Raw genomic sequence first — 16,877 nt, forward strand, 5'->3', positions numbered from 1 at the left:
GATATTATGGCAAGAATTTTAACCGGCATCCAAAGTAGCGGAAGGCCCCACTTAGGAAACATATTGGGAGCCATAAAGCCGGCCATTGAGTTATCAAAAATAGAAAATAACGAATCATTGTTTTTCATTGCTGATTTTCACTCTCTCACTACCATTAAAGATGCTAAGTTGAGAACTGAAAATGTAAACGCTATTGCGGCAGCATGGCTTGCCTTTGGCTTCGATACGGATAAAAATATATTCTACCGCCAGTCTAAAATACCAGAAGTATGCGAATTAACATGGTACCTTAACTGCCATACTCCTTTCCCAATGCTGGCTAATGCTCATTCATTTAAGGAAAAGTCTGATAAGCTATCTGATGTAAACTCTGGTTTATTCACCTACCCAGTACTCATGACTGCTGACATTTTACTTTATGATGCGGAACAAGTGCCTGTAGGCAAAGACCAGAAGCAGCACTTGGAAATGGCAAGGGATATAGCCAGTTCATTTAACAACCAGTATGGCGAAACCTTCGTGCTACCAGAACCGCGTATAGATGAAAATGTAATGACAATACCTGGTACTGATGGGCAAAAGATGAGCAAGTCTTACGGTAACACTATCGATATCTTTTTGGCAGATAAACCATTAAGAAAAAGTGTTATGGCTATTGTAACAGACAGCACGCCATTAGAAGAACCTAAAGATCCGGATACATGTAATGTGTTTGCCATCTATAAACTTGTAGCTACGAGCGAACAAACTGAGGCTTTACGTCAAAAGTATTTGGGCGGTAACTTTGGCTATGGACATGCTAAACAGGAACTATATGAATTACTGGTAGCGAAGTTTGAAGAACCAAGAAAAATATTCAACTACTATATGGAAAACCCAGAAGAGCTAGATGCCAAACTAAAAAAAGGCGAAGAAAGAGCTCGGGAAATAGCCATTCAAGTATTAGGAAAAGTTAGAGAAAAATTAGGATTTTAAACAAAGAAGGCGTTGAATTAAAATTCAACGCCTTCTTTGTTTTGCATTTTACTTAGCAGTCCACACCACTTCTCTGCTATTAGCATCTATTTGCAATATAATCCTTACGGGTTTGGGCAATAACACAAGCTTAGTTTCATTGCCTGCATAATCATCTACCTCTACATACACCCCCTGCTTAAAATCCACATCGTATCCATCGGCTGTCTTTTTAATTTTTTTAGGAAGGTAAGCGATAGGCAATAAAACGTCGCTATCAGGGCAAAATTCGTCATGCACTTCATGCAATGCATCTTCTAAATAATCTCCATAATTTTCCTGAAAGTCATCTTCGAGATCATGAAGGTCTTCTTCCAGATCATCATAGCTCTCGCTACTATAATCAAGCCTACTAAGTTCTATTCTCCTATCTATTATTGTTACTAAGTCTTTATCTAATTTGCTAATGTCCATTTGCATTGATTTTTTAAAAGAGCACAAAATTCCAGAGACTGATTATAAGTTCCAAAAATATCATTTGAAATCTAACAGCCAATACTAAAATAATTTTTAAAGAATATCATATCCTGTAAATTTACTAATACACCAAATATAAAATGCTACTATTATGGAACATGATTTTCTTCCTATTCTCGGCACCGACTATATTGAATTTTATGTAGGCAATGCCAAACAATCAGCCATGTATTATCAAACTGCGTTTGGCTACAAATTGATTGCTTATGCCGGACTAGAAACTGGTCTCAAAGACCGAACGAGCTACGTGCTACAGCAGGGAAAAATAAAGCTAGTGCTCACTTCTTCTCTAAAACCTGACACTACTATCTCTGAGCACGTAAACAAACATGGTGACGGCGTAAAAGTGCTGGCCCTTTGGGTGGATGACGCTAGTGCGTCGTTTGAAGAAACCACTAAACGAGGAGCTACTCCGGTACACCCTCCCACTCCCATATCAGATGAATTTGGCAGTGTAATTTATTCTTCCATTCAAACCTACGGAGAAACCATTCATACTTTTATTGAAAGAAAAAATTATAGCGGCCCATTTCTTCCTGGCTTTATAGAAAAAAGTAGTTTAATAGATATTAAACCGATCGGATTACAATATGTAGATCATTGTGTAGGAAATGTTGGTTGGGGAGAAATGAACAAGTGGGTGAAGTTCTATGAGGAAGTAATGGGTTTTAAGCTGCTTATCACTTTTGATGACAAAGATATCTCTACCGAATACAGCGCGTTAATGTCTAAAGTGGTCTCTAACGGAAACGGCTACATTAAATTCCCTATAAATGAACCTGCCAAAGGCAAAAAGAAGTCTCAAATAGAAGAATATATTGATTTTTATCATGGAGCAGGAGTACAGCACATAGCCATAGCTACAGATGACATTATACATACTGTTTCAGAATTAAGATCAAGAGGAGTTGAATTCCTGATAGTTCCGGAGAATTATTATAACGAACTCACCGACAGAGTGGGCGAAATTGAAGAAGATATTAAACAACTGAAAGATTTAAACATTTTAGTAGATAGAGATGAAGAAGGTTATCTTTTGCAAATATTTACTAAGCCTGTGCAGGACCGCCCTACGGTGTTTTATGAAATAATACAGAGAAAAGGAGCGAAATCTTTTGGTAAAGGTAATTTCAAAGCTCTTTTCGAAGCTATTGAGCGAGAACAAGAGTTGCGTGGAAACTTATAAAACATTTATTTTGACATCGGGTTTTAATATGATATTATAACAGCTTTATATAAGCATTAATATAAGATTTACCTAATTCGGCAAGCGTTGAATTATTTAACATACACACATTAACAAACGTACTTACATCCATGAGTGAAGTAAAAGAAAAAGCCCAAAGATGGCTTGACAGCAAAATAGATGAAGAATCTAAAAAACAAATCCGGGACTTATTAAACGACGAAGAAGCGCTTACAGAAGCTTTTTACAAAGATCTGGAATTTGGAACCGGAGGTTTAAGAGGAATTATGGGAATGGGTTCTAATCGCATGAACAAATACACTATTGGTATGGCCACTCAAGGGCTTGCCAATTATTTGATCCAAACCTATCCTGGTGAACAAATAAAAGCCGCTATAGCTCATGACAGCAGAAATAACAGCCGTTTCTTCGCTGAAACTACTGCCGCCGTATTTTCTGCTAATGGCATAGAAGTTTTCTTATTTGAAGACCTTAGACCTACTCCTGAATTATCTTTTGCTATAAGACATCTCAACTGTCACACTGGTGTGGTTCTTACTGCCTCTCACAACCCTAAAGAGTATAACGGCTATAAAGCATACTGGAACGATGGTGCGCAAATGGTAGCTCCTCATGATAAAAATGTAATAGCCGAGGTAAATAAAATTCACTCTGCAGATGAAGTAAAGTTTGATGCCAAAGAAGATCTTATTCACAACATAGGCACTGAAATTGATCAATTATATCTTGGTGAGATTAAAGACCTTTCTTTATCACCAGAAATTGTTCAAAATCAAAAAAACTTAAAAATAGTATATTCTCCTATACACGGAACGGGAGTAACTGTAGTGCCACAGTGTTTGAAACAATATGGTTTTGAAAATGTCTACGTTGTAGAGGAGCAATCTGAACCTAATGGCAACTTCCCTACAGTAGTTTACCCTAACCCTGAAGAAGCAGAAGCACTAAAAATAGCCTTAAACAAAGCTCGTGAGGTAGATGCTGATTTGGTAATGGCTACTGACCCTGACGCAGATAGAGTAGGTATAGCCGTTAAAAACCTTAAAGGTGAATTCCAATTATTAAATGGAAACCAAACTGGTAGTTTACTTATCTATTACATCCTTAAAAGATGGACTGAGCTAAGCCGCTACAAAGGAGGTGAGTATATTGTGAAAACCATTGTTACTACTGAGCTCATCAAGAAAATAGCTGAGCGCTTCAATGTAGATTCTTACGATACACTTACCGGCTTTAAATACATAGCTTCTATCATCAGAGAAAATGAAGGCAAGAGAACTTTCATTGCAGGTGGAGAAGAAAGCTATGGATACTTGATAGGAGAATTTGTAAGAGATAAAGATGCAGTAGCCAGCTGTGCTATGATTGCTGAAATGTGCGCTTACGCAGCATCAGAAGGCAAAACCGTTTACGAGCTACTCATAGAAATTTATGAAGAGTGCGGCTTCTATAAAGAAAAATTAATTTCTCTTACTAAAAAAGGAAAACAAGGAGCTGAAGAAATTCAACAAATGATGCTCAACTTCAGAGAAACACCTCCTGAATCTTTTGGTGGTTCTAAAGTAGTAAAAGTGGTAGACTATCAAAACAGTACAGACACTGACCTGATAGCAGTAAAGAAAACTAGCATTGATTTTGAAAAATCTAATGTGCTACAATTCTTTACCGAAGATGGGTCTAAAATCAGCGCAAGACCATCAGGAACAGAACCTAAAATCAAGTTCTACATTAGCGTAAATAAACCTTTGGATAGCAAAGATAATTACGAGAAAGTAGAAGCTGAGCTTGATAGCCAGATACAAAGTATCGAATCTGATTTGATGAGCTTATAAACTCAACTTAGTCAGTATTATAACTATATGGTAGTTTAGATGGACTAAACTACCTATATTTGCAGCCCAATGAGAAAAGTTGCGTTTTACACACTGGGCTGCAAATTGAATTTTTCTGAAACCTCCTCTATATCAAGGATGTTCGAAGAAAAAGGATATAAAAAAGTGGAGTTCACAGATACTCCCGATATTTTCATTATAAACACTTGTTCTGTAACTGAAAATGCAGACAAAAAGTGTAAAAAGATAGTAAGAGAAGCTCGTAAAATCTCTCCTAACGCATATGTAACCATCATCGGTTGTTATGCCCAGTTAAAGCCCAAAGAAATTTCAGAAATACCTGGTGTAGATGCCGTATTAGGTGCTGCAGAAAAATTCCGACTCATAGATTTATTAGATGATTTTGTAAGGCCGGAACAACCTAAAGTACTTGCCTCTGAAATAGAAACCGCAACTTCATTCAATAATGCCTTTTCCATTAATGATAGAACGCGTACTTTCTTAAAAGTACAAGATGGCTGTGATTATGGGTGCACCTTCTGCACTATACCGATGGCACGTGGAAAAAGCCGAAGCAATACCATTGAAAACATCATATCTTCTGCCAACGAAATAGTAGCTTCAGGTGTAAAAGAAATAGTACTCACAGGGGTAAACACAGGTGACTTTGGTATCAGAAATGGAAAAAGAGAAGACCGTTTTCTTGATCTTGTAATAGCACTAGATCAGGTAGAGGGACTGGAGAGGGTAAGGATATCTTCGATAGAGCCTAATCTACTTCATAACGAAATCATAGAGTTCGTCGCACAGTCAGATAAATTTGTCCCTCATTTTCATATTCCATTACAATCTGGCTCTGACAAAATCCTCAAATTAATGAGAAGAAGATATTTGAGCCAGCTTTATACGGACAGAGTAGCCAAAATAAAAGAGCTGATGCCTCACTGCTGTATCGGCGTGGATGTGATAGTTGGATTTCCCGGCGAAACAGATGAGGATTTCCTTGAAACCTACCAATTCCTAAATGAGTTGGACATCTCCTACCTCCATGTTTTTACCTATTCAGAGCGAGCTAATACTTTAGCGACTGAAATGGATGAGGTAGTGCCGATGAAAGTGAGAAACAAAAGATCTAAAATGCTACGCTCATTATCTGAGAAGAAAAAAAGACATTTTTATGAACAGAATATTGGGCGCATAGACACCGTTCTTTTCGAAGAAGATATTGAAGATGGTAAAATGCATGGTTTCACAAATAACTATGTAAGGGTAGCGGTAAAATATGATCCCGTTTTAGTGAACGAACTAAAAAAGATCAAAATTACTTCTATTAATGCTGACGGATATGCAGAGGTGGAAGAGATAGATCAAGAAGTTCTGACACACTAACTTTAATAGATTATACCATCTTTTATTTCAAGCTTTCTATCTGCCATTTCGGCCAGCTGTTCATTATGAGTAACTATAACAAAAGTCTGCTCTAATTCATCCCTGAGCTTAAAAAAGAGATTGTGCAATTCCATCGCATTCTTTGAATCCAGGTTACCACTAGGTTCATCTGCAAAAATTATAGCGGGATCATTAATAAGCGCTCTGGCCACAGCCACACGCTGTTGCTCTCCCCCTGATAATTCCGACGGCTTGTGGTCTTTACGATCTGCAATCCCCAAAATTTCAAACAAATATTTGGCCTTAGCAGATATTTCAGCCTGCTTTCCTTTTCCTATATAAGCAGGTAAGCATACATTTTCTAAAGCAGTAAACTCAGGCAAGAGATTATGAAATTGAAAAATAAATCCTATGTTTCTATTTCTAAAAGCTGCCTTATCCTTACCATTTAGTCTATTCACTGGTTTATCACCAATTATAAGACTACCCTCATCCGGTTGATCTAGTGTACCTAAAATATGCAGAAGAGTGCTTTTCCCTGCACCAGAAGCTCCAACAATAGAAATAACTTCCTTTTTCTTAACATGCAGATCAATCCCCTTCAATACAAATAATTCACCATAGGTTTTCTTTATGCCCGTCGCTTTTAGCATGTTATCTAGATTTATTTTTGGCTCAAACATAATAAATTTAAATAGATGTTAACGATTACAGATATTAAAATATCGATTACTTGAAATATATAGCCAAATCCCCTACTTTCGTGCAAAAATTTTAGAGCATGAATATCCACGAATATCAAGCGAAAGAAATATTGAAAAGCTATGGCGTACGGGTACAAACCGGGGTTGTAGTAGACGATGCTTCAAAGGCACAAGAGGCGGCAAAAAAACTTAATGCCGAAACCGGAACGGAATGGTTTGTAGTTAAAGCTCAGATACACGCAGGAGGTAGAGGAAAAGGAAAAGTACAAGAGACTGGGTCAAATGGTGTGGTTCTAGCCAAATCATTAGACGAAGTACCTGAGAAAGCTAAGAATATACTGGGAGGAACTTTGGTGACTCACCAAACGGGAGAAGAAGGCAAAAAAGTAAACAAAGTACTTATTGCTGAAGATGTGTACTATCCTGGAGCTTCTGAACCAAAAGAATACTACTTAAGTATCCTTTTAGACAGATCTAAGAGCTGCAATGTAATCATGGCTTCTACAGAAGGTGGCATGGACATTGAAGACGTGGCTGCTAACACTCCTGAAAAGATAGTAAAGGAATGGATTGATCCTGCTATTGGCCTACAAGGCTTTCAAGCAAGAAAAATCGCGTTCGCTCTAGGTCTAGAAGGTAATGCCTTCAAAGAAATGGTTAAATTCATCTTCTCACTTTATAAGGCATATGAAGGTTCTGACTCCTCTATGTTTGAAATTAACCCAGTTTTAAAGACATCTGATGACAAGATTTTAGCTGTAGATGCTAAAGTGAATATAGATGATAACGCTCTTTACAGGCACAAAGATATACAAGAACTTAGAGACCTAAGCGAAGAAGATCCTGCCGAAGTAGAAGCTGGTAAATCTGGTTTAAGCTATGTAAAGCTAGATGGTAACGTGGGCTGTATGGTAAACGGGGCTGGCCTTGCTATGGCTACTATGGATATCATAAAGCTTTCAGGTGGTGAACCTGCCAACTTCCTAGATGTAGGTGGTGGTGCTAATGCTGAAACAGTAGAAGCAGGATTCAGAATTATTCTGAAAGACCCTAACGTAAAAGCAATACTTATCAATATCTTTGGAGGTATTGTAAGATGTGATCGCGTGGCTAATGGTGTAGTAGAAGCCTACAAAAAAATTGGTAATATTGACATTCCAATTATTGTAAGGCTACAAGGAACAAACGCTGAAGAAGGCGCAAAAATTATAGAGGAATCAGGCTTAAAAGTAGCATCAGCAATATTGCTTAAAGATGCAGCAGCCAAGGTTAAAGAAGTTTTATCTTAAAATAAAACTAGCGTCCGTAGTTCAACTGGATAGAATACCAGATTTCGGCTCTGGGGGTTGAGGGTTCGAATCCTTCCGGACGCACTAGCTTCACTTATTGGTGAAGCTATTTTTTTTTAAAAATCACTGTTTTTAGCAATACCACTTTTTTAAAATAAACATTATTACTAAATTCAGGTTCTAAAGGTACCACCACAATATAACTTATGCGAATAGTTTTACTTCTTCTACTATTAACATTTTCGAAGAGCTTAGTAGCGCAAAATTTCTATGGATTTAAGAACCAAAGGGATATTATTCTTTCTTTTGGTACAGGTACTACTACCTATTTTGGAGATTTAAAAGATAATGGCGATTATATAGACCCTAAACTCAATCTTAACGTCGGCCTACAGTACTTCTTTCACCCCAATATATCAGGCCGAGCTGAGCTAAGCTACTTCAGAATTAGTGGTGATGACAAGGATTCTGACTTCGAAGGCAAAAACCTAAGAAACCTTTCCTTCAGATCTGACAATATAGAATTTAATGTATCCGCTGTGATACATGCCTTCCCTAAAGGAATAAAGTTTTATCAAAGACCAACCATTAACCCATATGCTTTTGTAGGTATAGGAGCCTTATATTTCAACCCTAAAGCCCAAGTTCCAGCTACCGACTGGAATGGAAACCCTTTACCTGACGCTGGAAAATACATTGCATTACAGCCCTTACAAACCGAAGGAAAAAGCTACAATAAACTTGCTATTGTTATACCATTTGGAGCTGGTTTTAAGTATAAGCTCAATCCATTCCTTAACTTAGGCTTAGAAGGAGGTTACAGGCTCACATTTACAGACTACTTGGATGATGTAAGTACTGTATATAAAGATCACAATTCATTTGGTGAAGACTATTTAGCTCAAGCAATGGCAGATAGAAGGCATGAATTAAGCCCTCCAAAATCTCCTCTAGGCCTTAAAACAGATCAAAAAAGAGGAAACCCGGATAATAATGACGGTTATTTCATGCTAAGTATAAAAATAGAATACTATCTTCCCCCTACCTTCTTAAGTTCTCACAAAAACAAAAGAGGTAAAGGACGATACAAAAGAGCTAAAAGAAGATAAATAATATTGAAATTAAATTATAAAAGAACAGGGCCAATCATTAATAATGATTGGCCCTGTTCTTTTATAATGACTTTAGTATGTAATTAAGTCTCAATGATTTTCAGAATCAAGACTGAGTATTCACTGTAATTATGTTCGATAGATCCTAGATATAAGGCATCCACTCCCCCATCAATGATCAATCTACAACCGAAAATCAAACCTGAATATTAGCAATCTAGAGGGCTAGGGTTCCGTTGATAAAAAAGTACTGTAAATGACCATTTTAGGTCTAGTAGACTGACTACTATATATAAGGACCAGATCAAATAATCTAAGAGTACTCTCACTCGAACCTAATATAAAAGAAGTAATATGGAGATGAGAAAATTCTAAAATATCACCCCACTCTTTGAGTTAACTCCTTATCCAATATTTGATACTCAGAACTCATACTCTTATACTCTGGAACAATAGCCTTCATTAAGGCCACTATTTTATATCTATCAGCTGATGCTAAAGACAATTTCTTTAATTGATCAAGGTTATCATTAATTTGGTCGAAATCATATTCGAATACCTTAGCTATCATAATTTTATCATGATGCGTAGGTACCGTATTCTCTTTACTTGCCAACAGCTCTTCGTACAATTTCTCTCCTTGTCTAAGGCCAGTAAATACTATTTCAATATCTTTATCTAACTCCAAACCGGATAATCGAATCATCTTTTTTGCTAAATCGACAATCTTTATTGACTGCCCCATATCAAATATAAAGATCTCTCCTCCTTTACCCATAGCCCCTGCCTCAAGCACAAGCTGACAAGCCTCGGTTATAGTCATAAAGTATCTCGTAATCTCAGGATGAGTAACCGTAACTGGCCCCCCCTCACTTATTTGCTTTTGAAAGAATGGGATTACGGATCCATTAGATCCCAACACATTGCCAAATCTCGTGGTCACAAAAGAAGTTTTATTTGCCCCTTCTTGTCTCAACTTCTTATTAAGAGCTCTAACATAAATCTCAGCTATACGCTTAGAGCACCCCATGACATTAGTGGGATTAACGGCCTTGTCGGTAGACACCATCACGAACTTCTCTACCCCAAACTCAACTGCCAGGTTCGCGATATTACGTGTCCCTATTATATTGCAAAGAACTGCCTCTGAAGGATTACGCTCCATCATTGGAACATGCTTATAGGCAGCAGCGTGAAAAATAATTTCAGGACTATTTTCACAAAAAATCTCCCTTATCCTCTTTTGATTAGTTACGTCTGCCACATAAAATTTAAATTTAGCATCACGTTCAGAGCTAGTCATTTCCCTCTCAACCTCATACAAAGCTGATTCCGCCTGATCAATAAGTATTAATAATTCTGGATTAAAGAGAGAAACTTGTCTCACCAACTCACTACCTATTGACCCTGCTGCACCAGTAATACAAACTCTTTTCCCTTTTAATTGATCTAAAACTTGTATATTATTTAACTCAATAGACTCTCTCCCTAAAAGATCTTCTATATTTACCTGCTTTATCTGATTTAAGCTAAGCTCTCCTTTCACCCAATCATCAACCTCAGGAATTGTACGAACTCGGATATTCAGAGCCAAGCATGAATCAACCACTTCATTCTTTCTATCAAGAGATAAACTAGTTGCAGCAATTATCAACTCCTTAATGTCCAGAGAATTCAAAATTAATTTAAGGTCAGTAACGCCATCATAAATTTGGGTTCCATTAATGACCTTCCCTACTTTGGACAAATCATCTTCTACGAAAGCTACTACACGATAATTGGGTTCTACACTGTTATCCAACACCTGCTTGGTAATCATGCCTAACTGTCCAGCCCCAAATATCGCAACACGCATTTTATCCGCTTTACGTGGACTTCTGTAATAAGAAAATACATTTTTGATTAACAGCCTATATTGCAACAAAAAAACAAAAGAGGCCAAGAAAGAAATCAAAATTACCGAATACGGAAAAAGATTGCTGCCATAGTAAGCATAATACCCCACATTCGCTAAAGAACTAATAACGTGAGTGGCAACAAGAGTTACCAATACTCTAAAACCATCATGCATACCCGTATACCTAACTATACCAGCATAACTCTTGGTGGTTAACAATGCAACTAGACATGCACTCATATTTATGAGTACTCCTAGAGAAAAATTAAATTCCCCTAGATCACTAAACTCAAAATTAAACCTTAATAGATAGCCAAGAAACGTAGAAAAACCAACTATAATCACATCCAAGAGGATAATTATCCATCTAGGAAGGATCCTTAATTGTATAAAAAATTTAGTTACCACATTACTTATTTTTTTGAGAAGAGATAATCTTCTTAAGCCCTAACGCTCCTCCCGCTATTAATAATAACTCTATTCCTCCTATCGGAACAGGTGCTGGTGGATTGGGAGGTGGCACTCCTCCTCCTCCTCCTTGTGCAAATATCTCATAAGGGCATATAGCAATCAAGAAAAACAATATGCTTATTCTAAAAAATTGATTCACAGTACTTATGTTTAAAGTTTCATTATCCTTTGGATTGTACTTGCATTCTTATCGAATATACTTAACAAATATACACCACTAGGTAATGATTTAACATTCAATTTTACGAAATTGTTAGTAATTTCCATTGCGTCAACCACACGTCCTTTTGAGTCAATCAATTCGAGTTTAGCATTAGTATAATCGATTGTTCCCTCACCTATATGTACATTTAACTCTTCACTATCAATCAATGGGTTAGGGTAAATTCTTATACCATGATTTAAGTACTCATCCACTCCAGTAATGATGTATTCATATGTAGTACTTCCATTACAACCATCTAATGTATATACACCTGTTTGCTCTGGATAAATTACATTTTCCTCTGATATCAATTGACCATTAAAATACCATCTATTACCCTTTTCCTGATTTGATAAAAGGTTTCCTTCTGATAGAGTAATTACTGGGGATTCAGTTTTTGGTATGAGGAAAAACCTATTACCTGTTGATTTATTATCCTCATCAATACTAAATGAATACATACTTTGATCGGTAACTTCTTCCATATGATTTAGGTAACTATCATATAGCTCAAAACTGTAATTACGAAAGAACACTCCCAAATCATTAAATTTAATATTATAAGTTCCCTGAGTAGCATCCTTAATATTTATTTTTAACGAATCAGAACAGCTTAAAGTTGAAAATATATTAATAGCCATCTGCCTATCTTCACCGTCAATTGTTGACAAATCAAATATCTGATTATCCATTTTCATGGCATCATATGCATTATCGAATACATTAGTTGCTCCTTCTTTAAAACCAAAGTAAGCATAGTCTTGCTTTCCTTGTGCATCTATCAAGACAATCTCTAAAGATTCAATAGCGTCCTTTTCTGATTCACGGTAAAAGGCAGCTGTACTATTCGTTTTTGCATTTTCATTAATGGATAACTGAGGAGACGCTCCCGAGGCCTGAACCCAAAACGATTGGCCTTTAGCGATTCGACCAAAGAGTATATTCCCTTCTGTACCATTCCAATATCTGTAAATATCTTGTTCATTATCTGTCAGATAGATACTTCCATCAATATTTGTTTTAGTCCAACCCTCTGTACTTCCCCAAAAGATAGGTGAAGGATATGGATTAGCTACTAAGTTCCATCCATCTGCATCATTAGCAGGAGAACTTGTAGTATAGGAAACAGGTAAATTTATAGCTCCTTGATTTAGGACGCCAGTCATACTTATTGTTTTTGCTGTATTACTATTAAATATATATGCGGAATAACCTCTTCCTGGCTCTAAAGTGCCTGACGTCTTTCTTCTCCAACCATTCTCAGATCCTCCAGTTAGACTTTCATCGTAATAAAACAAAGAACCATTAATCACTTTAATATCGTCACTAAGATCGGCAAGAGTAGCGCCTTCCACAGAAGAACCTATATACCTATAAATATCTGAAGAATGAGCTCCAATATACCTTTGAACTACTACATTACCTGTTATTGAAGCTCCTGTAGGAATAGAACTTACCCACGCATCTCCTGCGCCACTATCAGCAGTAGACAATAAAGTTAAATTTCCTCCTGAAGCAAGAGTCGATGCACTCGTATTGGTGAAATTTATTCTTCCGGCTACACTAACTGCACTTGTTAAATTAACCGTCCCTGAGGTTTTATCTATTGTGAAATTATTTAAAATAGAATTAGCAAATGAAGCCGTTTGATTATTGGTTCCTGTCATTACGATAGTTCCAGAACCTGCATTCAAAGTACCTCCTGGTTCTACCAATATATTAGATGCAAAATTAACGTTAGAGGCTGGCATGTTCAAAACACCATTTTCAGAAATAGTTACATTTCTAAACGTGGGAGTTGAAGCAGCACTAATTGTTGTGTTTCCATCAAACAAAATCATACCCGAATAGTTGGCTAATGAACCATTATTTCTTATCCAATCTCCTTGAACACTTAAAGTATTAGCTCCTATACTCAATACCCCTGACTCTAGAGTAATATTTCCATTTACCTGAAGGCTCTGAGAAAGCGTGACTGTTTCTGCACTATTAATGGTTAGATCCCCCAAATCATTTTCATTAAGAGAGCTTGGCAACTCAGCACCAGAAATCTGAGATGCACCAGTATAGGTTACATTATAAGTACTTGGGGATACAATTTCAGGAGAGTTACCAGTAAGAGTAGCAGTAGAATTTTTGAAAACATTTGTCCCGTTATTAAAGGTTAGCGTTCCATTGGTATTATCAAAAGTACCTTGTTGCAGATTCAAAGTATTTGCAATATTTAGAGTACCTATCAAATCCACTTCTCCATTGGCCCTATCAATAGTTAACTCATTTAAAACATTTCCATCTGTGCTAAAGGCTAAAGAACCAAAATTAGATGAACCTCGTACCTCAAGTATGCTTGAACTATTTGCAGAAAGCAAGCCGTTCACATTACTCAGCGTTCCGTTCAAATTCAGTGTCTGATCCTTAAATATCAGATTTCCATTTGTTAAAGTTAACGTCCCATTAATCGTCACTTCTCCGTCAAATGTCACAGAACCCCCTGCTCTATTCAAAGTGAAATTATTAAAACTGGGTGAGCCTAAAAATGGAAAGATATCACTGGAATTATTACCATTGAGCACAATATTAGAATTAGCAGTTACAGAGACTGTTCCTGTGCCCATAATACCGTCATCTAGAGTTAAGGTGTTATTCCCAACAGACAAGTTACCCGATTGAAGATTTAAGGCATTCCCCACAGTAAGGTTCGAAACCATAGATACTCCACTGCTGTTATTTATTGTTAGATTAACACCTGGAGATGTAGGATGACCTGCACCAATAAATTGAGCAGATGTACCGTTATATGTAATCGTTGATCCCGATTCATAAGTTCTCGTTCCTGAAACCCTGATATTCCCGTTAGATGTACCTGATTGTATGGCTCCATTAGAAGCTGTAGACATAACACGAAGTTCGCTTCCCGACTGCAATAATAGATTATTACCACTTAAATAGCTATTTGCAGCCACTTCTAAACTATTACTAGAAATCGTATAATTAAAGTCAGGGAAACCTCCAGATCCAATAAAGGATTGATCCAAACCACTAAATGTAAACTCATACACCCCACTACCTCCGTTACTAATAGCAGGTGACGACACAAGTAAAAAATCACCACTCAAATCAATACTAATAGACCCTGGTCCAGAGTAGGTCAGGTTTACCGATCCTGAAGAAATATTCAAGCCAGCCCCTATGCTTAAATCAGTAGTTCCATCATAAACAAAAGTTACATCACCATTATTAACTAAGCTCATTTCTCCTGTAACAGTTATAGAAGCATTGGCTGAAGAATTAAAAGCAAAATTAGAATTATCAACTACAAAATCTCCGCCAACATTTAAGTTATAATTATCAAAAGCAGCTAAGTAAACGTAATTACCTGTTATATTTTGAAATACCAGATCTCCATTAACATTTACCAAAGCTCCCTGTAGATCTATATATTCCGTAAGATTTGGCGTATCCCATGTAAAGTTACCAAAAGACTGACTTAAACCCGTAGGGGCTGTAGCATTAGTAGTATATCCTGAAATTAAACAAGTCGATTGAACATTCCAACTAGCTGAAGGAATGGCTCCACTCGTTTCTGTAAACTCATGATTATATATCGAACCTGCTTCAAAACTAATGCTAGTTGTGGCAGCATTATTAATTGTCCCAGAATTTTTCACTATACCATATACTCGTATAAAAGCAACTCTTGGTGGTGGTGGACTAACAATACGTTGAATAGTTAAAATTGCACCTGAACTGACTTCAAGAATTCCACCACTACTAACAGTCAGATCATCACCAGAACCTGCACCAACAGTAAAAGTACTGCCAGAATTTATAATTAATTCACCCCCATCATTAATAATCATTTGATCTGCTGACACATTAGAGTTGACCGTTACAGTATGACTATTATTAACAACAATGCCTGATGAATTTGCAGCAGTCGGCACAACACCTCCAACCCAAGTACTTGTAGAATTCCAATCCCCGCTTTGTGCTGACTCAATTGTTTGAGCATTTAGTCCAAAAACAATTCCTATATATACAACTGAAAGTAAAAATATCTTCATGAGTAATTTGTTAAAACCTTATAAACAATACCTCCGTAACAAATATAACTATAATAACATTGATATAGATACCGACCAGTTAGCTGAAGTAACCTAAAAACATTCTTTTATTAAATCAATAGTACGTACTAAATCTTCCTCTATCATGTTAGATCCGGAAGGTAAGCACAAGCCTATTTCGAACAGTTTCTGGCTAATTCCGTTCAAATATGCCTTAGAACCTTGAAAAACAGGCTGCATATGCATAGGCTTCCATAGAGGTCTAGATTCTATGTTATTATTTTCTAACAAAATTCTTACATTGTCCTTCACTTTTTCACCATTTTCTCCGGTTACCAAAATAGTGGTCAACCATCGATTTGAGAAGCATTTTTCGGGCTCACTCAAAAATTGAATATTATCAACATCAGAAAGCTCATTTTTGTAATATTCAAATATCTCTCTTTTCCTTTTTACTCGCTGCTCCAACACCTCCATCTGACCTCTACCAATACCTGCACTTATATTGCTAAGCCTATAATTATAACCAATAGAGCTATGCTCATAATGAGGAGCATTATCTCTAGCCTGAGTTGCAAGGAATTTAGCTTTATCAATATATTCCTTATTATCAGAAAGCAATGCACCTCCACCTGAAGTGGTAATGATTTTATTCCCGTTAAAAGACAAAATACTTAAATCACCAAATGAGCCTAATTTTTGTCCATTGTAAGAAGCTCCAAGTCCCTCTGCGGCATCTTCTATAACCGGAATATCAAACTCTCTTGCAATATTCATAATCAAGTCCATCTTTGCAGGCATACCATATAAATGAACTACGATAATGGCTTTTGGCTGCTTACCAGACTTAATACGATCCTCAATACCTTTCCTCAGCAATTCAGGATCCATATTCCATGTATCCTCTTCAGAATCTACAAATACAGGATGTGCTCCTTGATACACTATAGGATTACAAGTACCTGCAAACGTAAATGAACTACACATTACTTCATCTCCAGCAGTTACACCTAGAATTATTAAAGCAAGATGTATGGCTGCAGTTCCTGAAGTAAGTGCTGCTGCATGCGCTCTTCCTGTATATAATGCCAAATCATTTTCGAAAGCCGCAATATTAGGCCCTACTGGTGATATCCAGTTAGATTCAAACGCCTCTTGAATATATTTTAATTCTGTTCCACCCATATGTGGCGATGACAAATAAACTCTTTCCATG

The 16,877-nt window shown here is 36.8% G+C and carries 12 protein-coding genes and 1 tRNA gene; 7 read left to right on the forward strand and 6 right to left on the reverse strand.

Features of this window, described 5'->3' with window-relative positions; translation table 11 throughout:
• Positions 1–6: 6 nt before the first annotated feature.
• Positions 7–975, forward strand: a complete 969-nt coding sequence (gene trpS, locus JL102_RS04410) for a tryptophan--tRNA ligase (protein WP_202243029.1) — start codon at positions 7–9, stop codon at positions 973–975.
• A 48-nt stretch (positions 976–1,023) separates the two neighbouring features.
• Here the strand turns inward: trpS and JL102_RS04415 are convergent, their stop codons facing one another.
• Positions 1,024–1,428 carry a hypothetical protein gene (locus tag JL102_RS04415; RefSeq protein WP_202243031.1) on the reverse strand — a complete coding sequence of 135 codons (405 nt, stop codon included), beginning with the start codon at positions 1,426–1,428 and terminating at the stop codon, positions 1,024–1,026.
• A gap of 154 nt (positions 1,429–1,582) precedes the next feature.
• On the opposite strand from JL102_RS04415, the gene hppD reads away from it, so the two are divergent.
• From hppD to mtaB, 3 genes are all read left to right on the forward strand, one after another.
• On the forward strand, positions 1,583–2,677 hold the full coding sequence (gene hppD, locus JL102_RS04420; protein ID WP_202243033.1) for a 4-hydroxyphenylpyruvate dioxygenase: 1,095 nt from the start codon (positions 1,583–1,585) through the stop codon (positions 2,675–2,677).
• 131 nt (positions 2,678–2,808) lie between these two features.
• On the forward strand, positions 2,809–4,530 hold the full coding sequence (locus JL102_RS04425; protein ID WP_202243035.1) for a phospho-sugar mutase: 1,722 nt from the start codon (positions 2,809–2,811) through the stop codon (positions 4,528–4,530).
• 69 nt (positions 4,531–4,599) lie between these two features.
• Positions 4,600–5,919 carry a tRNA (N(6)-L-threonylcarbamoyladenosine(37)-C(2))-methylthiotransferase MtaB gene (gene mtaB / locus JL102_RS04430; protein ID WP_202243040.1) on the forward strand — a complete coding sequence of 440 codons (1,320 nt, stop codon included), beginning with the start codon at positions 4,600–4,602 and terminating at the stop codon, positions 5,917–5,919.
• Positions 5,920–5,921: 2 nt separating this feature from the next.
• Here the strand turns inward: mtaB and JL102_RS04435 are convergent, their stop codons facing one another.
• Positions 5,922–6,572 carry an ABC transporter ATP-binding protein gene (locus JL102_RS04435; RefSeq protein WP_202243042.1) on the reverse strand — a complete coding sequence of 217 codons (651 nt, stop codon included), beginning with the start codon at positions 6,570–6,572 and terminating at the stop codon, positions 5,922–5,924.
• Between the two features lie 128 nt (positions 6,573–6,700).
• Between JL102_RS04435 and sucC the strand changes: the two genes are divergently transcribed.
• The 3 genes from sucC to JL102_RS04450 all read left to right on the forward strand — a co-directional run bounded on the left by sucC (position 6,701) and on the right by JL102_RS04450 (position 9,021).
• A complete protein-coding gene (gene sucC, locus JL102_RS04440) occupies positions 6,701–7,912 on the forward strand; it encodes an ADP-forming succinate--CoA ligase subunit beta (protein ID WP_202243044.1) in 1,212 nt (403 codons plus the stop codon).
• A gap of 10 nt (positions 7,913–7,922) precedes the next feature.
• Positions 7,923–7,996: transfer RNA gene (locus JL102_RS04445), tRNA-Arg, on the forward strand.
• 122 nt (positions 7,997–8,118) lie between these two features.
• A complete protein-coding gene (locus JL102_RS04450) occupies positions 8,119–9,021 on the forward strand; it encodes a DUF6089 family protein (RefSeq protein WP_202243046.1) in 903 nt (300 codons plus the stop codon).
• A 382-nt stretch (positions 9,022–9,403) separates the two neighbouring features.
• On the opposite strand, the gene JL102_RS04455 is transcribed toward JL102_RS04450, so the two are convergent.
• From JL102_RS04455 to JL102_RS04470, 4 genes are all read right to left on the reverse strand, one after another.
• On the reverse strand, positions 9,404–11,161 hold the full coding sequence (locus JL102_RS04455; RefSeq protein WP_237390391.1) for a polysaccharide biosynthesis protein: 1,758 nt from the start codon (positions 11,159–11,161) through the stop codon (positions 9,404–9,406).
• 169 nt (positions 11,162–11,330) lie between these two features.
• Positions 11,331–11,531 carry a hypothetical protein gene (locus JL102_RS04460; protein WP_237390432.1) on the reverse strand — a complete coding sequence of 67 codons (201 nt, stop codon included), beginning with the start codon at positions 11,529–11,531 and terminating at the stop codon, positions 11,331–11,333.
• A gap of 11 nt (positions 11,532–11,542) precedes the next feature.
• Complete coding sequence (locus tag JL102_RS04465; protein WP_202243048.1) at positions 11,543–15,661, reverse strand: T9SS type A sorting domain-containing protein; 4,119 nt, start codon at positions 15,659–15,661, stop codon at positions 11,543–11,545.
• 93 nt (positions 15,662–15,754) lie between these two features.
• Positions 15,755–16,876, reverse strand: coding sequence for a DegT/DnrJ/EryC1/StrS family aminotransferase (locus tag JL102_RS04470; protein WP_202243049.1), 1,122 nt, complete (start codon positions 16,874–16,876; stop codon positions 15,755–15,757).
• Position 16,877 lies beyond the last annotated feature (1 nt).

The organism is Fulvivirga sediminis (assembly GCF_016757215.1).
Lineage (GTDB): Bacteria > Bacteroidota > Bacteroidia > Cytophagales > Cyclobacteriaceae > Fulvivirga > Fulvivirga sediminis.